The following is a 22,866-nucleotide window of genomic DNA, read 5'->3' as shown; positions in this document are numbered from 1 at the left end:
GGATTTCTCTCAATGAAAGGTGCGGGACTTCAGCTCAGCTCAGCTTGCCGTGGCACGCCTTGTACTTCTTGCCGCTGCCGCAGGGGCAGGGGTCGTTGCGGCCGACGCGCGCAAAGGCGGCGGCTTCGGCGCTCAGGGCGCCCGTGCCGACGGCCGCCAGGCGACGCTGGTTCTCTTCGTCGACGCGCACCTCGACCTCGCCGGTCTCGGTGGGCGCGGTGTAGGTGATGTTCGAGACGTTCTCGCCGCGGCTTTCCATTTCCTCGGCCGCCTGCTCGAGCTGTTCGCCCGACTGCACGCGCACCGTCATGAGCTGGCGCGTGACTTCGTTCTTGACCGAGTCGAGCAGCTGGCCGAAGAGCTCGAAGGCCTCGCGCTTGTATTCCTGCTTGGGCTGCTTTTGCGCATAGCCGCGCAGGTGGATGCCCTGGCGCAGGTAGTCGAGCGAGGCCAGGTGTTCGCGCCAGTGGGTGTCGATGCTCTGCAGCAGCACCATGCGCTCGAACTGGGTGAAGTTCTCCTGGCCGATCAGCGTGACCTTGGCGTCGAAGCTCTCGTTGGCGTAGGCCACGATCTTCTCGACCACTTCCTCGTCGGAGATGGCATCGGCGGCCTCGACCTGCTGCTTGAGCGGCATGTCGATGCCCCACTCGCTGAACAGGCTCTTCTCGAGGCTGTCGAGGTCCCACTGCTCTTCGACCGATTCGCGCGGCACGTACTGGCGCGCGAGGTCGGTGAAGCAGCCTTCGCGCAGCGCGGCGATCTGCGCCGTGAGGTCGGCCGCGTCGAGGATGTCGTTGCGCTGCTGGTAGATCACCTTGCGCTGGTCGTTCGACACGTCGTCGTACTCGAGCAGCTGCTTGCGGATGTCGAAGTTGCGCGCCTCGACCTTGCGCTGCGCGCTCTCGATACTGCGCGTGACGATGCCGGCTTCGATGGCTTCGCCGTCGGGCATCTTCAGGCGGTCCATGATCGCCTTCACGCGGTCGCCCGCGAAGATGCGCATCAGCGGATCGTCCAGGCTCAGGTAGAAGCGCGACGAACCCGGGTCGCCCTGGCGGCCCGAACGGCCGCGCAGCTGGTTGTCGATGCGGCGCGACTCATGGCGTTCGGTGGCGATGATGCGCAGGCCACCCAGCGACTTCACGAACTCGTGGTCCTTGGTCCACTCGGCGCGCACATGGGCGATGTCGGCTTGCTTGGTGGCTTCGTCGCGGCCTTCGTCGTTCTCGATCGCCTCGATCATCTTCTCGATGTTGCCGCCCAGCACGATGTCGGTACCGCGGCCGGCCATGTTGGTCGCGATGGTGATCATCTTCGTGCGACCGGCCTGCGCCACGATGTCGGCTTCGCGGGCGTGCTGCTTGGCGTTGAGCACCTGGTGCGGCAGGCCTGCCTTCTCGAGCAGGGCGTCGATGATTTCCGAGTTCTCGATCGACGAGGTGCCCACCAGCACCGGCTGGCCGCGCTCGTAGCACTCGCGGATGTCCTGGATGGCTGCTTCGTACTTCTCGCGCGTCGTCTTGTAGACGCGGTCGAGCTGGTCGTCGCGCTTGCTGATGCGGTTCGGCGGAATGATCGTGGTCTCGAGACCGTAGATTTCCTGGAACTCGTAGGCCTCGGTGTCGGCCGTGCCGGTCATGCCGGCCAGCTTGCCGTACAGGCGGAAGTAGTTCTGGAAGGTGATCGAGGCCAGCGTCTGGTTCTCGGCCTGGATCTCGACGCCTTCCTTGGCTTCCACGGCCTGGTGCAGGCCGTCGCTCCAGCGGCGGCCGCTCATGAGGCGGCCGGTGAATTCGTCGACGATGACCACTTCGCCCTGCTGCACCACGTAGTGCTGGTCGCGGTGGTACAGGTGGCGAGCACGCAGCGCGGCATTCAGGTGATGCATCAGCGTGATGTTGGCCGGGTCGTACAGCGATGCGCCCTCGGGAATCAGCTTGAGCTCGCCCAGGATGCGCTCGGCGTTCTCGTGACCGTCTTCGGTCAGGAACACCTGGTGGGTTTTCTCGTCGACCGTGAAGTCGCCGGGCACCGTGACGCCCTCGCCCGTGCGCGGATCGGCTTCGCCTTCCTGCTTCTTGAGCAGCGGCACCACCTTGTTGATCGCCAGGTACAGGTCGGTGTGGTCTTCGGCCTGGCCGCTGATGATCAGCGGCGTGCGGGCCTCGTCGATCAGGATGGAGTCCACCTCGTCGACGATCGCGAAATTCAGGCCACGCTGCACCCGGTCGCCGGGCTCGTAGACCATGTTGTCGCGCAGGTAGTCGAAGCCGTACTCGTTGTTCGTGCCGTACGTGATGTCGCTGCCGTAGGCGGCCTGCTTCTCTTCGCGCGGCATCTGCGGCAGGTTGATGCCGACCGACAGGCCCAGGAAGTTGTACAGGCGGCCCATCCAGGTCGCGTCGCGGTTGGCCAGGTAGTCGTTCACCGTGACCACGTGCACGCCCTTGCCGGACAGCGCATTCAGGTACACGGGCAGCGTGGCGGTCAGCGTCTTGCCTTCGCCGGTACGCATTTCGGAGATCTTGCCGTTGTGCAGCGCCATGCCGCCGAGCAGCTGGACGTCGAAGTGGCGCATCTTCATGACGCGCTTGGAGCCTTCGCGCACGGTGGCGAAGGCTTCGGGCAGCAGGTCGTCGAGCGACTCGCCCTTGGCGATGCGGTCCTTGAATTCCTGCGTCTTGGCGCGCAGCGCGTCGTCGCTGAGCTTTTCGAATTCGGGTTCGAGCGCATTGATGCGCGTCACCGTCTTGCGATACTGCTTGAGGAGCCGGTCGTTGCGACTGCCGAAGATCTGGGTCAGGAAGTTGGTTGCCATGGGCGTGGAGAGGGGCGGGCACCTGACACGACAGGCACTGCGACCGGATTCCCTAAGATATGGTGAAAGCAGTTGGGCGCACCTTCTTCGAATGCAAGCTTGGCAAGTCTCGAAGTCGGATGGCCCCGTTCCGGAACAAACGCCGACGCACGCGTCGGCAAACCGGGCATTTTAGCTGTCTTGTTTCTAACCCCTGGATTACCCATGTATCGCCGACTTCCCCCCGCCATTTCACTGCACGAAGCTGCGGCAGGCGCCCCCACCCTGGGGAGCCTGATGGCACGCGCGCGGGACACGGCCGAGCGGCTGAAGGCGATCGAAGGGTTGATTCCGCCGGCCATGCGCGCGGCCATCCAGCCGGGGCCAGCCGAGGGCGATGTGTGGTGCCTGCTGGTCAAGGGCAGCGCCGCAGCCGCCAAGCTGCGCCAGCTGTCGCCGATGCTGGTCACGCGGCTGAAGAACCGGGGCTGGGACGTCGCGACGATCCGCATCAAGGTGTACACGGGGCGCTGAGCCCCGGGGCGGCACACCGCTTCAAGCGGCAACAGCGCGGTCGGGCCAGCTCGGATCGCTCGACGCGTCGGAGGTCAGCACCAGCACGACGTGCGCATCGGCCGCAATGGTCTCGGCCTCGCGCAGTTGCCGCACCGCCCCCAGGCCTGCCGCCGCCGCCAGCTCGGCGCTCACGCCGGCCGCGGTGAGCAGCCGCCGCGCCGCGCGAGCTTCGTCGTCGCCCACCACCACGGCCCCGCCGCCGCTGGCCGTGGCAGCCTGCCATTGCAGATAGGTGACCGTCGCGCCCGCGCTCGACAGCTGCGCCGTGCGACCGGGGTAGCTGCCGTTGAGCGCCCCGCCCTCGAGCACGCGCGACAGCCGCGGGAAAGGCTCGACCAGCCACATCCGCGGCAGGCGCGCGATGCGCCCCGCCGCCAGCAGCTCACGAAAACCGGCGTAGATGCCCCAGGCCATGTCGCCGCGCCCGGTCGGCACCACAACGTGGTCCGGCAGGCCGCCATCCTGCAGGCACTCTTCGGCGATGGCCTTGTAGCCCTCCACGCCCAACGGCGCGCTGCCGAGCGCCGGCAGGCGGTAGTTGGAGAGCGCGAAATAGCCCGGGTACTGCGAGCGCTCGCGCACGAAGCCCCAGCGGCCTGTGTTGTCGGCGAACACGTAACGCCGCGCGCCCAGCGCGTCGAGTTGGCGCGCATAGGTGGCGGGCATCGCCTCGTAAGTGGCCACTTCGCAACCAAGCCCCGCGGCCCAGGCATAGTGCGCCGCCGAGACCGCCGTGTTGCCCGACGATGCGAGCACCAGCGTGTGGGCGCCGGCGTCCAGCGCCTGGGCCACGCCCATCGCGGTCAGCCGGTCCTTGGGCGAGCCGGTCGGGTTGCGCGATTCGTCCTTGATGCTCAGGCGCGCCACGCCGAACTGCTGCGCGAGGTCGGGCATGTCGTGCTGCGGCGTGTTTCCCTCGCCGAGCGAAAAGCCCTGCACGTAAGGCATCGGCACCACGTCCGGGCCGCCGGGCCGGTAGCTCGCGCGCAGCCCCACGTGAAAGCCGGCCTGCCGGCAGGCCGGGCAGCCGTCGTTGGCGAGCGTGACCGGGTACAGCGTGTCGCAGCGCAGGCACTGCAGCCCCTGCAGCCGCGGATTGCGCTGCGGCGTGAACGAGCGGCCGAGCACCCCGGCCGGCCGGCCCGGCAGGAAGGTCTGCGCGGGGTTCTCCGGCGGCGCGGTGAACTTGAAGTCCAGAACGGGCGATGGGGTCACGGATCGTTGACTCGTTAATAAATGTGACCGAATCTTATTCAAAATCAACGAAGTCCACGATACGGGAGTTCATCCCATTGCAGTGGATTTCAGATTTCCTTCACTTATTTCCACGTGAATTCGTGGTTCAGCCCGATCACCACGCCGCGCACGCCCTGCGGCCCGGTGCGCGAGGTGCTGATGTCGACGCTGATCAGCGGCGTCAGGCTGAAGCGGCCACCCACGCGCGAGGTCCACACGCCCGCGGCCCGGTTGCGCTCCGCGATCAGCGACACGGCGTCGTTCAGCGCCCACTCCACCGCGAGGCCACCGCGCGGCGTGCGCACGCCGGTGCCCAGCGCCCAGTCGGCGCCCAGGTTGGCGTGGAATTGCAGGCTGTCGGTGGGCCGCCAGGTGAGCGGCACGACCAGCTGGCCGCCCCAGCGACCGCCGCGCCGCAGGTCGGCCACCGCGCCCATCGACACGGCGGCGCTGAAAGGCGCGTCGGCGGCCGTGCCGGCAAAGGTCCATTTGAGCTGCGGGCCGCCCGTGACCGAATGGACGCCCTGCGCCGAGAGCCGGTCGAAGTTCAGCCCCAGCTCGACCGGCCCGACCCGGCAGGCCGGCCCGACATGGAAACCCGTCGTGACGGGCTCGGCGCCGCTGCGGCCCCACCAGGTTTCGTACTGGCACTGGCCGGGATCGAGCGTGCCGGCGTCGTCGACATCGAAGTGGCCGGCGGCCTGCGCGCCCAGGCCCGGCAGCGCCGCGCATGCGGCGAAGAGCAGGCGTGCGGTGCGTTTGTTGTTGTTCTTCATCTCGTGCTTCCCTCAGAGAGCCCTGCCTCATTCTAGGAAGCCGGAAAGTCCGCGCCATGACGCGGCGCGGCCCTCGCCCCCTTCACGACCTCAGAACTCGAACTGCGGCTGCAGCTCGCGGATGCGCTTGATCGCCACGCCGGCCGCTGCCGTGCGCGTCTCCACGCCCAGCTTCACGTACACGCGCTCCAGGTGCTTCTTGGCGGTGGCCGGGCTGCTGCCGAGGATCTCGCCGATGTCCTTGTTGGTCTTGCCCTTGACCACCCAGTACAGCACCTCGGCCTCGCGCGCCGTGAGCTTCAGGCTCAGGCTCATGGCCTCGATCACGGCGGTGTCGGAGACCTCGCGCATGACGATCATCCATTCGTCGCCGGCGTCGTCCTCGCCGGTCTGGCGGTGCAGCCGCAGGCTCAGGCTGCGCGCGCCCTGCGCGATCACCAGCGCGGGCGGCTCGATGCCGCGTGCGCGGGCTTCGGGCGCGTGCTGGCGCAGCCAGCCGAGCACGGCCGGCGGCGTCTCGGGCGCCTGCGTTTCGCAGTAGCGCGCCAGCAGCTCGCGCGCCAGCGCCGTCTGCCAGATCAGCCGGCCCTCGGGCAGCCGCACCGTGATGCTCGCGTAGCCGAAGGCGTCGAGCGCGTTGCGCGCCTGCCCGGCCTGGTGCGCCTCCTGCCGCGCGCGGCGCGCGCCCTGCAGGTGCACGTTCATGCGCGCCAGCACCTCCTTGGGCTTGATGGGCTTGGTGACGTAGTCGACGCCGCCCGCCTCGAGCGCGGCCACGAGGTGCTCGGTTTCTGTGAGGCCCGTCATGAACACGATGGGAATGTGCGCGGTGGCCACATCGGCCTTGAGCCGGCGCGCCACCTCGAAGCCGTCGATGCCCGGCATCATCGCGTCGAGCAGCACGATGTCGGGGCGCGCCTGCGCGGCGCGCTGCAACGCCTGCTCGCCGTTCGTGGCGATGAGCACGGTGTAGCCCGATTCGTCGAGCGCGTCGTGCAGCACGGCGAGGTTGTCGGGCACGTCGTCGACGATCAGCACCAGGTCGCCGTGGGCGCCCTGCTGCTCGCGCAGCGTCCGGGCGAGCGGTGAAGTGGGCAGGGTCGGTGGAGACAACAGGGTCATGCGGCGCCCTCGGCGGCTTCGGCCAGCGCGCGGCCCATGGCTTCGAACTGGAACTGGCGGGCCAGCGCGCGCTGGGCCTCGGTCCACGCGGCGCACTCGGGCTGCGCGGCGTCGATGTCGTCGAGCTGGTTCATGATGCCCCGGAAGTAGCCCAGGCCCACGGCCTCGTCGAGCGCACGCAGGCGCGCCAGCGACGGCGGCTGCATCGCGCGCGGCGCGGCCACGGCGGGCGCGGGCCGCGCGGCGGTGTCGGTCCACTGCAGGGCGAGCCGGCGCTCCAGCCAGTCGAGCAGTTCGGTGTGGCGCACGGGCTTGACGAAGAAGTCTTCGGGCGCAATGCCCACGTCGTTGTCCAGGCCCTTGTCGAAAGCGTTGGCCGAGACGATGGCCACCGACGCGTCGGCCAGCCCCAGCTTGCGCGCGCGGCGGATGGTCTCCCAGCCGTCGATGCCGGGCATCGCGAGGTCGACGAACATGGCGTCGGGCCGGTAGCCCGCGGCGATGAGGTCCAGCGCGTCGTGCCCGCTGGCCGCGCTGCGCAGTTCGAAGCCCAGCGGCGCGAGCACATGGCCCAGCAGCTCGCGGTCGGCCTCCTCGTTGTCGACCACCAGCAGGCGCCGACGCGCGCCCTCGTAGCCGCGCCGCGCGCGCGGCGCCGGTGCAACGCGCGCACTGCCCGCGACCGCCTCGTGCACCCGCGGCAGGAACAGCCGCACGCAGAACAGCGAGCCCTCGCCCGGCGTGCTGCGCACCTTCATCTCGCCGCCCATCAGGTCGGTCAGCATCTTCGCGATGGTCAGGCCCAGGCCCGCGCCCGGCGCCGACGACACCGCCGCGTGGCCGCGCGCGAAGGGCTCGAAGATGCGCTCGATATCGGCCGCCGTCATGCCCGGCCCGGTGTCCTCGATCTCGATGGCGGCGAACTCGCGTGCGTACGAAATGCGCAAGGTCACCTGCCCCGCCGCCGTGAACTTGATCGCGTTGCCCAGCAGGTTGATGAGGATCTGGCTCACGCGCTTCTCGTCGGCGCGCACCACGTCCGGCAGCGTGCCGGCCGCCTCGAAGCGAAAGCGCAGGCCCTTCTCGGCCGCCTGCAGCTCGAACATGTCGGCCAACTCGCGCATCGCATCGGCAAAGCGCATCGGCCGCGCGTCGAGCGTGAGCTTGCCGGCCTCGATGTGGGCGATGGCCAGCGTGCCCTCGATGAGCGACAGCAGGTGCTCGCCGCCGCGCTTGATCACCGCCACCGCCTGCTGGCGGTGCGGCGGCACCGAGTGGTCTTCGCCCATGAGCTGCGCGTAGCCCAGGATGCTGTTGAGCGGCGTGCGCAGCTCGTGGCTGATGGCGCTGATGTAGCGGCTCTTGGCCTGGTTCGCGAGGTCCGCCGCGCGCCGCGCCTGGTCGGCCGCGAGCTTGGCATGCTCGGCGATCTCGCGGGCCTCTTCGGCGCTCTGCTTGGCGTCCTGCAGTGCGCGGTCGGTCTCGCGGTGCAGCGCAATCTCACGCACCAGCAGGTGGGTCTGGCGGTTCGATTCTTCCTGCGCCACCTTGCGGCTCTGGTGCGCCAGCACCAGCCACCACGCGACGATGCCCGCGATGACCAGCAGCGCCATGTAGGCCTTGAGAAAACCCGAGCGCAGCGACGCCTGCTGCACCGCGACCAGCGCCCCGCCCACGTCGGCCTGCGCCGCCAGCGCGAGCGCGCTTTCGCTCAAGGCCCGCAGCTCCTGCTGGTAGAGCACACCGAACACCACAGCCAGCAGCGGCACGATGACCAGCATCAGCAGCAGGAAGTGCCCGAGCCCCGTGTCCAGGTAGCGCCAGCTGCGGCGCGGCAGCAGCCAGCGCAGCACGGCGGACCACTGCGCCGACAGGCTCGCGTGCGGCTTGCACAGGTCGCCGCAGCGCGCGTCGAGCGTGCAGCACAGCGAGCAGATCGCGCCCTGGTAGGCCGGGCAGTGCGCCATGTCGGGGCCTTCGTACTCGCGCTCGCAGATCACGCAGTGCTGCACCTTCAATCGCTGGTAGCTGCCACCCTCGTCCGGCGACGGCTCGACCCGCGCCCAGCGCACCTTGCGCCCGCCCGCCGCCGGCGCGAACAGCACGGAGCCGCCCGCGTCGGACGTGCGCGCCAGGTAGTACTTGCCGCCCGTGGCCCACGCCAGCAGCGGCGATGCCACCAGCGCCGTGCCCAGCGCGATCAGCGCCGAGAAGGCCTGTGCCAGCGGCCCGAACACGCCCAGGTGCGCCGTGATCGACAGCACCGACGCCAGCGCCATCGCGCCCACGCCCACCGGGTTGATGTCCCACAGGTGCGCGCGCTTGAACTCGATGCCCGGCGGCGACAGCCCCAGCGGCTTGTTGACGACCAGGTCGGCCACCACGGCCATCATCCAGGCGATGGCGATGTTGGCGAAGAGCCCCAGCACGTCGCCCAGCGCCTCGAACACGTTCATCTCCATCAGCATGAAGGCGATGAGCGCGTTGAACACCACCCACACCACGCGCCCCGGGTGGCTGTGCGCCACGCGCGAGAAGAAGTTGCTCCAGGCCAGCGAGCCGGCGTAGGCGTTCGTCACGTTGATCTTCAGCTGCGAGACCACCACGAACAGCGCCGTCGCCGCCACCGCCCAGCCGTAGTTCGGAAACACGTACTCGTAGGCCGCCAGGTACATCTGGTTCGGGTCGACCGCGCGCTCCACTGGCACCATGTGCGTGATCGCGAGGTAGGCCAGCGCCGCCCCGCCCAGCATCTTGACCACGCCCAGCACCACCCAGCCCGGCCCGCCCGCCAGCACGCCGGCCCACCAGCGGCGCGCCGTGCCCGCGGTGCGCGCGGGCATGAAGCGCAGGTAGTCGGCCTGCTCGCCCATCTGCGTGATGAGCGCGATGCCGACCGTCAGCGCGGCACCGAACAGGTGCAGGTTGAATCCTTGCGCGCCCGACTTCGCCCCTCCGTAGTGCGTGATGCCCGCGAACGCACCAGGATCGCGCACCAGCACGAAGACGAAGGGCACCACCAGCATCAGCAGCCACAGCGGCTGCGTCCACAGCTGCAGCCGGCTGATCACCGACACCCCGTGCGTGACCAGCGGAATCACCACCAGCGCGCACACCAGGTAGCCCCACACCGGCGGAATGCCCAGCGCCAGCTCGAGCGCATAGGCCATCACGGCCGCCTCGAGCGCGAAGAAGATGAAGGTGAAGCTCGCGTAGATCAGCGAGGTGAGCGTGGAGCCGATGTAGCCGAAGCCCGCGCCGCGCGTGAGCAAATCCATGTCGACGCCGTAGCGCGCCGCGTACACGCTGATCGGCAGCCCCGCCAGGAAGATGATGAGCCCGGTGACGAGGATCGCCCAGAAGGCGTTGGCGAAGCCGTACTGCACCAGCAGCGTGGCGCCGACCGCCTCCAGCACCAGGAACGAGGCCGCCCCGAAGGCCGTGTTGGCCACCCGCCATTCGGACCATTTGCGAAAGCGCTGCGGCGTGTAGCGCAGCGCGTAGTCCTCCAGCGTTTCGCTCGCGACCCAGCTGTTGTAGTCGCGCCGCACCTTGACGATGCGCTGGGGGGCGTCGTCGGTCAGGAGAGGTCGGTCGGCGGAATTCACACCGTTTCGGTGCAGCTTTCATGCCACCGGGTACGGCATTTGGCGAACAGGGCACGACTGTTGCAAAGCCACAGCCTTGCCCATAATCACCGACCGCCACCCGACCCCACCTCCGCCATGGAACTGACCCCGCGCGAAAAAGACAAGCTGCTGATCTTCACGGCCGCGCTGCTGGCCGAACGCCGCAAGGCGCGCGGGCTCAAGCTCAACTACCCGGAAGCCGTCGCGCTGATCACCGCCGCCGTGATGGAAGGCGCCCGCGACGGCAAAAGCGTCGCCGAGCTGATGAGCGAGGGCCGCAGCGTGCTCACCCGCGCCGAGGTGATGGACGGCATCGCCGAGATGATTCCCGACATCCAGGTCGAGGCCAGTTTTCCCGACGGCACCAAGCTCGTGACCGTCCACCAGCCGATCGTCTGAACCTCCGCCATAAGAAGAAAGACCCCTCCATGCGCTTCGCAAAGACTTCCGCCCTGCTCGCCGCCCTCCTCCTGCCGCTGGCCGCCAGTGCCCACACCGGCGTCGACGGCGGCGTGCACCACGGCTTCACCGCCGGCTTCATGCACCCGCTGACCGGCGCCGACCACCTCGCGGCGATGGTCGCGGTCGGCCTGTGGAGCGCGCTGGTCGCGCACCGTGCCTGGCCCGACCTGCTGTGGGCGCCGCTGGCCTTCGCGGGCATGCTGCTCGCGGGCGCGTTGGCCGGGCTCGCCGGCGTGCAGCTGCCGGCGGTGGAGCCGATGATCGCCGCCTCGCTGCTGGTGCTGGGCCTGCTGGTCGCCACGCGCGTGCACCTGCCGGCCGGTGTCGCCATGGCCGTCGTGGGCCTGTTCGCCGTCTTCCACGGCGTGGCGCACGGCCACGAACTGGCGGGCGAGCACGGCGCGGCCCTCACGCTGGCCGGCATGGTCAGCGCCACGCTGCTGCTGCACGCGGCCGGCATCGCGCTGGGCTGGGCGCTGCGCCATGCCAACGCCTGGCTGCCGCGCGTGGCCGGCGCGGCCGTCGTCGCCCTGGGCGCCACGCTGCTGGCCCAGGCGGTCTGAGGCGGCCATGACGCCCGGCGAACTCCTCACCGACGACGGCGAGCACACGCTCAACCCCGGCCGCCGCGCCCTCACGTTGGTGGTGCGCAACACGGCCGACCGGCCGATCCAGGTCGGCTCGCACTATCACTTTGCCGAGACCAACGGCGCCCTCGACTTCGACCGTGCCGCCGCGCGCGGCATGCGGCTGAACATCGCCTCGGGCGCCGCGGTGCGCTTCGAGCCGGGCCAGCAGCGCACGGTCGAGCTGGTCGATTTTTCCGGCGATCGCATCGTCTACGGCTTTCGCGGCCTCGTTCAAGGGAAGCTCTAAAACATGGCCACCATCGGGCGACGCGCCTACGCAGAAATCTTCGGTCCCACCGTGGGCGACCGGGTCCGCCTTGCGGACACCGACCTGCTGATCGAAGTCGAAGCCGACTACACGCTGCGCGCCGGCGGCTACGGCGAAGAGGTGAAGTTCGGCGGCGGCAAGACGATCCGCGACGGCATGGCGCAGTCGCAGCGCACGCGCGCGCAGGGCGCCGTCGACACGGTGATGACCAACGCGTTGATCCTCGACCACTGGGGCATCGTGAAGGCCGACATCGGCCTGAAGGACGGCCGCATCGCCGCCATCGGCAAGGCCGGCAACCCCGACGTGCAACCGGGCGTGGACATCGTCATCGGCCCGGGCACCGAGATCATCAGCTGCGAGGGCACCATCGTCACCGCGGGCGGCATCGACAGCCACATCCACTTCATCTGCCCGCAGCAGATCGAGGAGGCGCTGACCTCGGGCGTGACGACCATGCTCGGCGGCGGCACCGGCCCGGCCACCGGCACCTTCGCGACCACCGCCACGCCCGGCCCCTGGCACATCGAGCGCATGCTGCAGGCGGCCGACGCGTTCCCGATGAACCTGGGCTTCCTCGGCAAGGGCAACGCCAGCCTGCCCGATGCGCTGCACGAGCAGATCGAGGCCGGCGTCATGGGCCTGAAGCTGCATGAAGACTGGGGCACCACGCCTTCGGCCATCAGCAACTGCCTGGACGTGGCCGACGCCACCGACACGCAGGTGGCGATCCACAGCGACACGCTGAACGAATCGGGTTTCGTCGAGAACACCATCGCCGCCGTGGGCGGGCGCGCCATCTGTGCCTTCCACACCGAGGGCGCGGGCGGCGGCCATGCACCCGACATCCTGCGCGTGGTGGGCGAGTCGAACTTCCTGCCCTCGTCGACCAACCCGACGATGCCCTACACCGTGAACACGCTCGACGAGCACGTCGACATGCTCATGGTGTGCCACCACCTGGATGCCGGCATTGCCGAAGACCTGGCCTTTGCCGAGTCGCGCATCCGCAAGGAAACCATCGCCGCCGAGGACGTGCTGCACGACCTGGGCGCGATCAGCATGTTCAGCTCCGACAGCCAGGCCATGGGCCGCGTCGGCGAGGTGGTCATCCGCACCTGGCAGACCGCGCACAAGATGAAGCAGCAGCGCGGCACGCTGCCCGAGGACAGCGAACGCAACGACAACTTCCGCGTGCGGCGCTACGTGGCCAAGTACACGATCAACCCGGCCCTCGCGCACGGCATCGCGCACGAGGTGGGCTCCATCGAGGTCGGCAAGTGGGCCGACCTCGTGGTCTGGAAGCCGGCCTTCTTCGGCGTGAAGCCCTTCACCATCATCAAGGGCGGCACCATCGCGATGGCCGCGATGGGCGACCCCAGCGCGTCGATCCCCACGCCGCAGCCGGTGCACTTCCGGCCGATGTTCGGCGCCTACGGCGGCTCGCTAGCGAAGAGCTCGCTGACCTTCGTCTCGCAGGCCGGGCTGGCCGCGGGCATCAAGGAACGCTACGGCCTGAGCAAGCACCTGAGCGCAGTGAAGAACATCCGCAACGTGCGCAAGCAGGACCTGATCCACAACGGCTACACGCCGAAGATGGAGATCGACGCGCAAACGTACGCCGTGCGCGCCGATGGCCAGCTGCTGACCTGCGAGCCGGCCAAGGTGCTGCCGATGGCGCAGCGCTACTTCCTGTTCTGAAGGAGGCCGCGACGCGGCCGTCTGACGGGTTCGCAATCAAGGTGAGCGCAAGGCGCGAAGCCGCAGACAGTGCTGACGCACGGCAAGGCGACGCAACGCGGCGATCGCCTTGATTGCGAAGCCGTCTCAGACCGGCGGGTGCCGGCGGTGCCAGTCGGTCTCCCGCTGGAACGCCCAGCCCGCGCGCACCAGCAGGTCTTCGCCGAAGTGCGGCGCCACGAACTGGAAGGCCACCGGCACGCCCGCCTCGGTGGCGCCGCCCGGCAAGGTGAGCGTGGGGCTGCCCGTGAGGTCGAACGGGCAGGTGTAGCGCAGCATGCCCGCCAGCAGCTCGGGGTCCACGCCGAGCTGGCCGGCGCGTTCGAGCGTCGGTGCTGCGAAGGGAATGGCCGGGATCAGCAGCAGGTCGACCTGCTCGAAGAACGTGCGCACGCGGCCGGTGAAATCGGCGCGGCGCAGCAGCAGCTTCTGGTAGTCGGTGGCGCTTTGCGACAGGCCCAGGTCGATCAGCCCCGAGAGGCCCGGGCCGTACTCATCGCGTCGCGACGGGTACGTGGCCTCGTGCGCCACGGCGGTCTCGACCGCGCACAGCGGCGACCAGTCGAGCACGGCCTGCGCCGTGTCGGGAAACACCACCTCGCGCACCGAGGCGCCCAGCGACTCCACCGTGCGGATCGCGGCCGCGAGCGTGGCGCGCGTGGGGGCGTCCACGCGGTCCAGCGTCCAGGCGGGGTCGATGCCCACGCGCAGGCCGGCCAAGCCGCGCGTCATCGTCGCCAGGTAGTCGGGCACCGGCAGCGTGCTGGCCGTCGGGTCGCGCGGGTCGGCGCCGGCGATGGCCGCCAGCATCGCGCCCGCATCGGCCGCGCTGCGCGTCATCGGGCCGATGTGGTCGAGCGAGGCGGCCAGCTCGAAGGCGCCGTGGCGGCTCACCCGCCCCCACGTCGGCTTGAGGCCCGTGATGCCGTTGGCCGCCGACGGAAAGCGGATCGATCCGCCCGTGTCGGTGCCCAGCGCGCCGAAGCACAGCCCCGCCGCCGTGGCCACGCCCGAGCCGCTGGACGACACGCCGGGCCACAGCGTGGCGTCCCACGGGTTGACCGGCGACGCGATCTGCGGATGGTGGTCGGCAAAGGCGCCTTCGGTCTGCTGCAGCTTGCCCAGGATCACCGCGCCGGCCTCGCGCAGGCGGTGCACCACGGTCGCGTCTTCCGTCGGGCGGAACGCCTGGTGGATCGTCATGCCGTGCGCGCTCGGCACGCCCTCGGTCCACAGCAGGTCCTTCACGGCCAGCGGCACGCCGTGCAGCGGTCCGCGCGCGCGGCCGGCGGCGATTTCGGTGTCGGCGCGGCGCGCCTCGTCGAGCGCCTGCGCGTCCATGCGCGTCGCGTAGCTGCGCAAGCGGCCGTCGACGGCCTCGATGCGCGCGAGCATGGCGCGCGTGACTTCTTCCGACGAGCGCTCGCGCGACTGGATCTGCCGGCCGACCTCCAGCAGTTCGAGATGATGCAATTCCTTGTCCGCCATGACTGACTCCCGCATGTGTAGGGTTGAGAAAGAAGGTCCGAATCCAAGTGGCGAAGCTGCCACCCCGGGCGAACCTTATCGGCGCGGGGCGGCCCGCGCTGGTCTCTTTCGGACATGCACTTGTGCTGGGGCGGACACCCCGCGTGCGGCGCTCAGCGCGGCTTCAGCAGCGTGTGCGGCGCACAGCCGTAGGCCTTGCGGAAGACCCGGCTGAAATGCGACAGGTCGGAAAACCCGTGCTGGAACGCGACGTCGGTCACGCTGTGCGCGCGCCCGCCCACCAGCGCCTCGCGGCTGGCCGCCAGGCGCGCCTGCCAGACCGCGCCCATCGCCGTGGCGCCCTGGCGCGCGAACGCCCGCGCCACGGTGCGCGCCGAGACGTGGTGCGCCTGCGCCAACGTATCGAGCGAGAGCGCCGGGTCGTCCAGATGGCGCTCGATGTAGGCCGTCATGCGCGCATGCAGGCCGCGCTCGGCGCCGGCGTCGCCAGCCATGTCCTGCTGCAGCTCGAGCGTCACGGCCAGCAGGTCGATGAGCGCGCCGCCGAAGCGCTCGGCCGCGGCGGAATGCGGCTGCGCAAAGGCCGGGTTCGCCGTCTCCCGCAGCATCGCGTGCAGCGGCGCCGCGCCGGGACGGTCTGCGGCGATGGTGTGGGCGGTGAAGTCTTCGGCCTTCGCGAAGCGCCGCAGCAGCAGCCGGCGCGGCATGCGCGCCAGGTAGACCGAGCGTGCGTCCAGCGTGCATTCGAACGGCCGGCCGGCGTCGTAGAGCAGCATGTCGCCGCTGCGCAGCCGCCCCTGCCGCCCGCCTTGCACCAAGGTGCCCTCGCCCTCCTGCACGAACGCCAGCCACAGGTCGTCCAGCGGATGCCGGCGCAGGTGGGGCGCGTCGCGCGACCAGTGATGCATCGGCGCCGACATGCGGTTGACGCTGACCGCGCCCACCTCGCGCACGTCGAGCCGCCCCTCGAACGGCTCGGCCGTCATCGCACGGCTGGCCGCGGGAATGCAGTGGCGGCACACGACGTCGTGCCAGTAGTCGAAACGCAGCGGGGTCGCGACATCGGTCGTCAGGTAGGCCAGGCTGTTCATGACGCGGATGCTGGGGCGGATGGGGCGCGCAGGCAAGCCCTGCGCGGGGCCCGGTCCTTGCTACGGGAGGAGGAACCCTTGTTGCACTGTGTCCATGCCTGCGTTTTCATTCACCCGCGCCGCGCGCGCCACTTCAGTCGTTGCGTGGCGCCAGGTGCTCGCGAACCCACTGGGCGAGCGCGTCTTCGTCCAGCCCGCCTTCGGCGAGCTTCAGCGTGATGAGCACGCAGTCATGGTCGGACGCCACCAACTCGAAGCCGTTGAGGTCGAGGAACACTTCCATCGCGACGAAAGCGGTTCGCTTGTTGCCGTCGGTGAAGGGGTGGTTGCGCGCAATGCCGAAGGCGTAGGCGGCGGCCAGCGTGGCCGCATCGGGCGATTCGTACAGCGCGCGGTTCTGCGGCCGGCCCATGGCCGAGGCCAGCAAGCCCTCGTCGCGCACGCCGGCGGGCCCGCCATGCTCGGCCAACTGCTCTTCATGCACCGCATGAATCAACTGCAGGCTGAGCCAGACCCAGGCCTGGTTGGCCGCGCTCACTTCGCCAGCTCGCGCAGCACGTTGCGCCGCTTCTTCATGACGCGCCGAGCCGCCTCCATCTGGCGTTCGAAGGCGTCGTCGTACGGCGTGAGCGTGAAGCCGCCACCCGCGGCCTGCGTGAGGTAGACCGTGTCGCCCTTGCCGACCTTCATGCTGGCCAGCACCTCCTTGGGCAGGATGACGCCGACCGAGTTGCCGATCTGGGTCAGTTTGAGTGCGGACATGGCGGACTCCCACGAGCAAAAGTTATAACAAGCGTTATATTATTCCGCCTCATCTGGAGTCGCAACCCGCCATGCTCACCGCCAACAAACTCATGCCCCAGGGCCGCGGTCTCGCGCCCGTGCTGCTCAAGCGTGCCGCCACCATCGAACTCGATTGGGACGTGCGCCAGAAAAGCCGTTTCGACGCCACCGACTCGCAGGGCCGGCAGATCGGCATCTTCCTGCCGCGCGGCACCGCGGTGCGCGGCGGCGACGTGCTGGTGGCGGAAGACGGCTCGCTGGTGCGCGTGATCGCGGCGCCGCAGCCCGTGCTGCGCATCACGCACTGCACCGCCCACGGCACGCCCTTCGACCTGACGCGCGCGGCCTACCACCTGGGCAACCGGCATGTGCCGATCGAGCTCAAGCCCGACCACCTGAAGATCGAACCCGACCACGTGCTGGCCGACATGCTGCGCTCGATGCACCTGATCGTCGTCGCCGTCGAGGAAGCCTTCGAGCCCGAAGGCGGCGCGTACGGCGCGCAAGGGCATTCGCACGGCGGCCACAGTCATGACCACGACCATGGCCATGACCACGGACATTCCCACGGCAAGAGCGGCCCCAAGCCCCTCGTGCTCGCCCCCGAACTGCTCGACGACGATCACGGCCACGGCCACTCACATTGAAATGACCCACCGCTCTTCTCGTGCGCAGGGCACTGGGTGCTTCCCGCAGCAAAATCAAGGAGGAGGGCGAAGCCCGGGGGACATTCGCGGAGGGAAGTACCCGCTGGCCTGCGCACGCGCCCTGAACAGCGGCGCGCGCCCATAGACAAATGCCGACCCCGCACAGCCTCCTCCAGCTCATCTGGCTCGCCTCCCCCGCCCTGCCGGTCGGCGGCTTCTCGTATTCCGAGGGCGTCGAGGCCGCGGTCGAATGGGCCGGCATCAACTCCGAAGCCAGCGCCACCGAGTGGCTCTCCGACCAGTTGCACCTGAGCTTCGCGCGCGGCGACCTCGCCCTGGCCGCCCAGGCGATCACCGCCTGGCGCGCGAACGACGCGCAGCGCATCCGCACCCTCAACGACTGGGTGCTGCACACCCGCGAATCCGCCGAGTTCTTCCTGCAGACCGAGCAGATGGGCCGCTCCTTCGTCGAGTGGCTGAAGCTGCACCATGCCGACACCGCCGAGGTCTTCGCCGGCCTGCCCGCGACCTACCCCGTGGCCTTCGCGTTCGCCGCCAGCCGCACCGAAGCCTCGGTGCAGGACGGCTGCCTGGCCTTCGCCTTCGGCTGGGCCGAGAACATGGTGGCCGCCGCCGTCAAGGCCGTGCCGCTGGGCCAGAGCGCGGGCCAGCGCATCCTGGCGCGGCTGGCGAACGAAATCCCTGCGGCCGTTGACCGCGCCATGCAACTGAGCGACGACGAGCGCCAGGCTTTCGCGCCCCTGCTGGCGGTGTTGTCGGCCCGCCATGAAACACAATATTCCCGCCTCTTCCGAAGCTGACCGAACCGGACCTTTTCGCCCATGACCTCCGCCCTGCACCACATCCCGAACCGCACCAAGAAGCTCCCGCCGCTGCGCGTGGGCATCGGCGGCCCCGTCGGCTCGGGCAAGACCACCCTGCTCGAAATGCTCTGCAAGGCGATGCGCGACAAATACGACCTGGTCGCCATCACCAACGACATCTACACCAAGGAAGACCAGCGCCTGCTCACCGTGGCCGGCGCGCTGCCGGCCGAGCGCATCATGGGCGTGGAAACCGGCGGCTGCCCGCACACCGCGATCCGCGAAGACGCCTCGATCAACCTCGAGGCCATCGATCGCATGCTCGAAGACTTTCCGAACGCCGACATCGTGTTCGTCGAATCGGGCGGCGACAACTTGGCCGCCACCTTCAGCCCCGAGCTGTCGGACCTCACCATCTACGTGATCGACGTGGCGGCCGGCGAAAAGATCCCGCGCAAGGGCGGCCCCGGCATCACCAAGAGCGACCTGTTCGTCATCAACAAGACCGACCTCGCGCCCTACGTCGGCGCGAACCTCGACGTGATGGAACAGGACACCCAGCGCATGCGCCGCCAGCGCCCCTACGTGATGACCAACCTCAAGACGCTGACCGGCGTCGCCGAGGTGGTCGCTTTCATCGAAACGCGCGGCATGCTCACCGCCGCCTGATTCTTCAACCAGGGCGGCGGTGGGCGCTCAGTGCGCCACGGCCTCCGGCATCTGCCCGAACTTCCCGCTGCCGAAGTCCTTCATCGCCTGCACGATCTCGTCGCGCGTGTTCATCACGAACGGGCCGTGGCCGACGATGGGTTCGTCGATCGGCTCGCCGCTGAGCAGCAGCACCACCGCGTCGTTGTTGGCATCGATCGTGAGCGCGTCGCCCGCACGGTCGAGCAGCACCATCTGCGCGTCGCGCACGACCGTCTCGCCGTTCACCTGCACCGTGCCGCGCAGCACCACCAGCGCAGCCGTGTGGCCTTCGGGCACCGGCAGCGTCACCTGCGCGCCCTGGTTCAGGCGCAGGTCCCACACGTCGATGGGCGTGAAGGTGCGGGCCGGCCCCTTGCGGCCAAGGTAGTCGCCCGCGATCACCCGCACGCTGCCCGCGCCTTCGGGCAGCGGCACCGACGGAATCTGCGCATCGACGATGGCCTGGTAGCCCGGCGTGGCCATCTTGTCCCGGGCGGGCAGGTTGACCCACAGCTGCACCATCTCGAGCTCGCCACCGTCGCGCGTGAACGCTTCGGAATGGAACTCCTCGTGCAGGATGCCCGCGCCGGCGGTCATCCATTGCACGTCGCCGGGGCCGATGGTGCCGCCCTGCCCGGTCGAGTCGCGGTGCGACACCTCGCCCTTGTAGACGATGGTCACGGTCTCGAAGCCGCGGTGCGGGTGCTGGCCCACGCCGCGCGGCTGTGCGGTCGGCGTGAACCGGGCCGGGCCGGCGTAGTCCAGCAGCAGGAAGGGGCTGGCGTGGCGGCCCAGCGTGTCGTAGCTGAACAGCGAGCGCACGGGAAAACCGTCGCCCACCCAGTGCGGGCGCGGTGCGCTGTAGGTGCCGAGGATCTTCTTCATGGTCTGTGTTCCTTTCCATCTGGCGGCTCGCCCGGAACGGGAAAGCCATGGATCAAGGATGGAGCCGCAACGATGCTTTGAGTAGATGCCAGAATTCGCCCTCATCGTTCCATCTGGCGAACGATCAACGGCACGGAGGACCCCCAAAAGCCATGCGCGACCTGAACGATCTCTACTACTACGCCCAGGTGGTCGACCACGGCGGTTTTGCCCCGGCCGGCCGCGCCCTGAGCGTGCCCAAGTCGAGCCTGAGCCGGCGCATCGCGCTGCTCGAAGAGCGGCTGGGCGTGCGCCTGATCCAGCGCTCCACGCGCCGCTTCAGCGTCACCGACATCGGCCGCCAGTACTACGAGCATTGCGTGGCCATGCTGGTCGAGGCCGACGCCGCGCAGGAGGCCATCGACCGCCTGCAGGCCCAGCCGCAGGGGCTGGTACGGCTGTCGTGCCCGCCGGCGCTGGTGTACTACCAGGTGGCCGAGATGATCGCCCGCTTCATGACCGAGTGCCCGCGCGTGACCGTGCAGCTCGAGAGCACCAACCGCCGCGTCGACGTGATCCGCGAAGGCTTCGACCTCGCGCTGCGCGTGCGCTTTCCGCCGCTCGAAGACACCGACCTGGTGATGAAGGTGCTGGGCCACAGCACGCAGCGCCTCGTGGCCCACCCGCGCCTGCTCGAAGGCCTGACGGCGCCGGCCAGCCCCGCCGACATCGGTCTGCTGCCCAGCCTCGATCTCGGCCCGGCCCAGCCGCACCACACCTGGTCGCTCGAGGGCCCCGACGGCGCGAGCGCCGAGGTGCGCCACCAGCCCCGCCTGGTGACCGACGACATGGCCGCGCTGCGGCATGCCGCCCTGCAGGGCGTGGGCGTGGCCAAGATGCCGACGATGATGGTGCGCGACGACCTGCAGGCCGGCCGCCTCGTCGACGCACTGCCGCAATGGGCGCCGCGCAGCGGCATCGTGCACGCGGTGTTCCCTTCGCGCCGCGGCCTGCTGCCGTCGGTGCGCAAGCTGGTGGACTTCCTGGCGGTGGAATACGAGGCGCTCGAAGCCCTCGAGCTCTCGGGCGTACCGGCCGCGCCGGGGCCGACGCGCACCTCAGTCGACTGATCCGGCGGTCACTGGCGCATAGAGCGGCAGGCGCAGCGTCAGCCCGAGCACGCCGCCGTCGTCCGGCGCGGAATAGATGCGCCCGCCGTGGCGCCCCGCGATGCGCTCGCAGATGCGCGCACTGGCCAGCGAGGCGGCGTCGAGCGCATCGAAAAAGCGCGCCAGCGGCGGCCGCTCGCTGTCGGCGTCGAGGTCGCGCCAGTGAACGACGGCCTGCGTGCCTTCGATGCGCGCGCGCACCTGCAGCGTCGCGCCCGCGGCCATCACGCGCGCGGCATGCGCGGCCACCTTGGCCAGCAACTCGCGCAGCTCCGAGGGAATGCCGAAGACCGGCACCGCTTCCGCGGGCAGGTCCACCGCGAGGCGCAGCGCGTCTGCAGCATCGGGCGTCGCGCCGAGCAAAGGCCGCAGATCCTGCACGCGGCTGTCCGCCAGGTGCTGGTGCAGCTCGGTGCGGGCCTGCTGCGCGAGGCTACGGGCGTGCACCGCCGCGCGGGCGTTGGCGACGAACAGCGCGCCCATCAGCGCGAGCACGCCGGTCAGGCCGAGGCCGATGAGCGTGGCAATGACCAGGCCGAGTGAACTGCCGTACACGGTCGACAGTCCTCAGCGCGTTTCAGGAAAGGCCGGCCGCGCGCAGCCGCTCGGAGCCTCGCAGCGTGGCGGGGGCCCCTCGCGAAACCCCGGCGGTGGCCCGGGCGGAAAAAGAGGCGGCGGCAGCACGATGCAGCCCGACAGGCCGAGCGCTGCCAGCACGCCTGCGAGGTGATGAATTCGGATCATGTGAATCGATGCATGGCTGGTTCGACGGCAGGGCCCGTTCGCGTGCGCCGGCAGCGCCCCCGCACGCGAACGGGGGCCGATCAGAACGCGTGGCGAATGCCGAAGTCGTAGCCCGTCGACGAACGCGGCAGGCCCGTGTAGCCCACGCCGGTGCTGCCGTAGCCCGTGGTGCTGGCGGCCGTGAGGCTGCCCGTGTAGTTCGCGTCGTTGCGGTTGCTCACGCGCGCCACGGTGGCGTACAGCGCGGTGCGCTTGGACAGGTTGTGCACGTAGCCGATCGCGAGCTTGTTCGCACGCGGGTCGTCGCCCGTGACACCGACCGCGCCTTCGTTGTAGCGAACGGTCGAGTACGACGCGCGGATCAGGCCCGCGCCCACCGGCATGCTCGCGCCGATCAGGTAGCCGTTGTAGCTGTCGTGGCGGTTGCCCAGCGCCGCGAGGTCGAACTTGTTTTTCACGTTCGACAACTCGCCGAACAGCTTGACCGGACCGAAGTCGTACGACGCGCCGAGGTTGATGGTCTGCACCTTGCGCGTGAGCGTGGTGGTGTCGACCGCCACGTTCTGGCCCACCGCCAGCGCGATGTCCAGCGGCCCGTTCGCATAGCCGAAACGCCCGCCGACATAGCGCCCGGCGCTGCTGCTGGTGGCAGCGGTGGTGTCGGTGGCGCTGGTCTTCGTGTTCTCGTTCAGGCTGTACTGCAGCTGGCCGTAGAAGCCGCCGAGGTTGGGCGGCAGGAAGTAGCCGACCATGTTGCTGGCGCGCACGTAGTTCGTGTTGCCCAGCGCGGTGCTGCCGCTCACCGTGTTGATCACGCTCGAGCCCGAGCCGTTGGTGCCGAACGGGTCGAACACCGTGTCGTTCCAGAACGTGGCCGTGTAGTCGCGGCCCAGCCGCACTTCGCCGAAGCCGCCCGACAGGCTGACGGTGGAACGGCGGTTGAAGTTGGCGATGCCGGTGGCGCCGTCGTCGTTGCTGATCGGCGCCTCGAGCCAGAAGCTGGCGGCGAGCCCGCCGCCCAGGTCTTCCGTGCCGCGAAAGCCGATGCGGCTGGAGTTGTAGCCCGAGTTGGCCAGGCTCCATTGGCTCTGCTTGCTGGTGGTGCCCGTGACGGGGTTGCGCGAGGTGGCGCTCTGGTAGCTCACGCCGGCATCGACGACGCCGAACAGGGTGACCGACGATTGGGCAGAGGCCAGGCCGGTGACGGCCAGCGCGGCGAGTGCCGTGAGGGATTTCTTCATTCAGGTTTCTCCGGGGTTTTCAGCTGCTCTTCATCGAGCCGCTGACCGGATGGTCCTGTTCAAAATTGGAGGAATCTGGTGGACGCC

General features: G+C 69.5%; 21 protein-coding genes. 9 read left to right on the top strand and 12 right to left on the bottom strand.

Features of this window, described 5'->3' with window-relative positions; all coding sequences use genetic code 11:
• Window positions 1–34: 34 nt before the first annotated feature.
• On the bottom strand, window positions 35–2,821 hold the full coding sequence (gene secA, locus AC07OH_RS13610; RefSeq protein WP_495301041.1) for a preprotein translocase subunit SecA: 2,787 nt from the start codon (window positions 2,819–2,821) through the stop codon (window positions 35–37).
• Window positions 2,822–3,025: 204 nt separating this feature from the next.
• Here secA and AC07OH_RS13605 point away from each other — a divergent pair, with 204 nt between their 5' ends.
• Window positions 3,026–3,334 carry a DciA family protein gene (locus tag AC07OH_RS13605; protein ID WP_056578205.1) on the top strand — a complete coding sequence of 103 codons (309 nt, stop codon included), beginning with the start codon at window positions 3,026–3,028 and terminating at the stop codon, window positions 3,332–3,334.
• 21 nt (window positions 3,335–3,355) lie between these two features.
• Here AC07OH_RS13605 and AC07OH_RS13600 read toward each other — a convergent pair whose 3' ends face one another.
• From AC07OH_RS13600 to AC07OH_RS13585, 4 genes are all read right to left on the bottom strand, one after another.
• A complete protein-coding gene (locus tag AC07OH_RS13600) occupies window positions 3,356–4,591 on the bottom strand; it encodes a pyridoxal-phosphate dependent enzyme (RefSeq protein WP_495301040.1) in 1,236 nt (411 codons plus the stop codon).
• 104 nt (window positions 4,592–4,695) lie between these two features.
• The gene (locus AC07OH_RS13595; protein WP_495301039.1) at window positions 4,696–5,388 is read right to left on the bottom strand and encodes a PA4824 family protein; all 693 of its coding nucleotides are present in this window, start codon (window positions 5,386–5,388) and stop codon (window positions 4,696–4,698) included.
• A gap of 90 nt (window positions 5,389–5,478) precedes the next feature.
• The gene (locus AC07OH_RS13590) at window positions 5,479–6,510 is read right to left on the bottom strand and encodes a response regulator (protein WP_495301038.1); all 1,032 of its coding nucleotides are present in this window, start codon (window positions 6,508–6,510) and stop codon (window positions 5,479–5,481) included.
• Entirely contained in the window at window positions 6,507–10,133 is a 3,627-nt protein-coding gene (locus AC07OH_RS13585; RefSeq protein ID WP_495301413.1) for a hybrid sensor histidine kinase/response regulator, read from the bottom strand. The genes AC07OH_RS13590 and AC07OH_RS13585 overlap by 4 nt, the downstream gene beginning before the upstream one ends.
• Window positions 10,134–10,235: 102 nt before the next feature.
• On the opposite strand from AC07OH_RS13585, the gene AC07OH_RS13580 reads away from it, so the two are divergent.
• The 4 genes from AC07OH_RS13580 to ureC are packed head-to-tail and all read left to right on the top strand — an operon-like array spanning window position 10,236 to window position 13,199.
• Window positions 10,236–10,538 (top strand): urease subunit gamma, encoded by a 303-nt coding sequence (locus tag AC07OH_RS13580; protein WP_495301037.1) that lies wholly within the window; start codon window positions 10,236–10,238, stop codon window positions 10,536–10,538.
• A 29-nt stretch (window positions 10,539–10,567) separates the two neighbouring features.
• A complete protein-coding gene (locus AC07OH_RS13575; protein WP_495301036.1) occupies window positions 10,568–11,164 on the top strand; it encodes a HupE/UreJ family protein in 597 nt (198 codons plus the stop codon).
• 7 nt (window positions 11,165–11,171) lie between these two features.
• Window positions 11,172–11,477: an urease subunit beta gene (locus AC07OH_RS13570; protein ID WP_070063624.1), complete on the top strand. Its 306-nt coding sequence runs from the start codon at window positions 11,172–11,174 to the stop codon at window positions 11,475–11,477.
• A gap of 3 nt (window positions 11,478–11,480) precedes the next feature.
• Complete coding sequence (ureC, locus tag AC07OH_RS13565) at window positions 11,481–13,199, top strand: urease subunit alpha (protein WP_495301035.1); 1,719 nt, start codon at window positions 11,481–11,483, stop codon at window positions 13,197–13,199.
• A 126-nt stretch (window positions 13,200–13,325) separates the two neighbouring features.
• Here ureC and AC07OH_RS13560 read toward each other — a convergent pair whose 3' ends face one another.
• From AC07OH_RS13560 to AC07OH_RS13545, 4 genes are all read right to left on the bottom strand, one after another.
• Window positions 13,326–14,726 (bottom strand): amidase, encoded by a 1,401-nt coding sequence (locus AC07OH_RS13560; protein ID WP_495301034.1) that lies wholly within the window; start codon window positions 14,724–14,726, stop codon window positions 13,326–13,328.
• 152 nt (window positions 14,727–14,878) lie between these two features.
• On the bottom strand, window positions 14,879–15,817 hold the full coding sequence (locus AC07OH_RS13555; protein ID WP_495301033.1) for an AraC-like ligand-binding domain-containing protein: 939 nt from the start codon (window positions 15,815–15,817) through the stop codon (window positions 14,879–14,881).
• Between the two features lie 133 nt (window positions 15,818–15,950).
• Window positions 15,951–16,355, bottom strand: a complete 405-nt coding sequence (locus AC07OH_RS13550) for a type II toxin-antitoxin system death-on-curing family toxin (RefSeq protein ID WP_495301032.1) — start codon at window positions 16,353–16,355, stop codon at window positions 15,951–15,953.
• Window positions 16,352–16,579: an AbrB/MazE/SpoVT family DNA-binding domain-containing protein gene (locus AC07OH_RS13545; RefSeq protein WP_095743901.1), complete on the bottom strand. Its 228-nt coding sequence runs from the start codon at window positions 16,577–16,579 to the stop codon at window positions 16,352–16,354. The genes AC07OH_RS13550 and AC07OH_RS13545 overlap by 4 nt, the downstream gene beginning before the upstream one ends.
• A 71-nt stretch (window positions 16,580–16,650) precedes the next feature.
• Between AC07OH_RS13545 and ureE the strand changes: the two genes are divergently transcribed.
• The 3 genes from ureE (at window position 16,651) to ureG (ending at window position 18,740) form a co-directional block, all read left to right on the top strand.
• Window positions 16,651–17,247, top strand: a complete 597-nt coding sequence (ureE, locus tag AC07OH_RS13540; RefSeq protein ID WP_495301031.1) for an urease accessory protein UreE — start codon at window positions 16,651–16,653, stop codon at window positions 17,245–17,247.
• Window positions 17,248–17,396: 149 nt separating this feature from the next.
• Window positions 17,397–18,068 carry an urease accessory protein UreF gene (locus tag AC07OH_RS13535; RefSeq protein WP_495301030.1) on the top strand — a complete coding sequence of 224 codons (672 nt, stop codon included), beginning with the start codon at window positions 17,397–17,399 and terminating at the stop codon, window positions 18,066–18,068.
• Window positions 18,069–18,089: 21 nt separating this feature from the next.
• Window positions 18,090–18,740, top strand: a complete 651-nt coding sequence (ureG, locus tag AC07OH_RS13530; protein WP_159278198.1) for an urease accessory protein UreG — start codon at window positions 18,090–18,092, stop codon at window positions 18,738–18,740.
• Window positions 18,741–18,767: 27 nt separating this feature from the next.
• Here the strand turns inward: ureG and AC07OH_RS13525 are convergent, their stop codons facing one another.
• Window positions 18,768–19,646 (bottom strand): pirin family protein, encoded by an 879-nt coding sequence (locus tag AC07OH_RS13525; protein WP_495301029.1) that lies wholly within the window; start codon window positions 19,644–19,646, stop codon window positions 18,768–18,770.
• Window positions 19,647–19,798: 152 nt separating this feature from the next.
• On the opposite strand from AC07OH_RS13525, the gene AC07OH_RS13520 reads away from it, so the two are divergent.
• Window positions 19,799–20,755 (top strand): LysR family transcriptional regulator, encoded by a 957-nt coding sequence (locus AC07OH_RS13520; RefSeq protein ID WP_495301028.1) that lies wholly within the window; start codon window positions 19,799–19,801, stop codon window positions 20,753–20,755.
• On the opposite strand, the gene AC07OH_RS13515 is transcribed toward AC07OH_RS13520, so the two are convergent.
• Together AC07OH_RS13515 and AC07OH_RS13510 are read right to left on the bottom strand one after the other, a co-directional pair.
• Complete coding sequence (locus AC07OH_RS13515; RefSeq protein WP_495301027.1) at window positions 20,744–21,349, bottom strand: ATP-binding protein; 606 nt, start codon at window positions 21,347–21,349, stop codon at window positions 20,744–20,746. The two genes, AC07OH_RS13520 and AC07OH_RS13515, sit on opposite strands and share 12 nt — an antisense overlap.
• 269 nt (window positions 21,350–21,618) lie before the next feature.
• A complete protein-coding gene (locus AC07OH_RS13510) occupies window positions 21,619–22,779 on the bottom strand; it encodes a porin (RefSeq protein ID WP_495301026.1) in 1,161 nt (386 codons plus the stop codon).
• Window positions 22,780–22,866: the final 87 nt, after the last annotated feature.

Source organism: Variovorax sp. GW821-FHT10C12, from assembly GCF_059415405.1.
The sequence above is the reverse complement of the archived record's forward strand: the minus strand, read 5'-3'. Positions and strand labels throughout refer to the sequence as shown.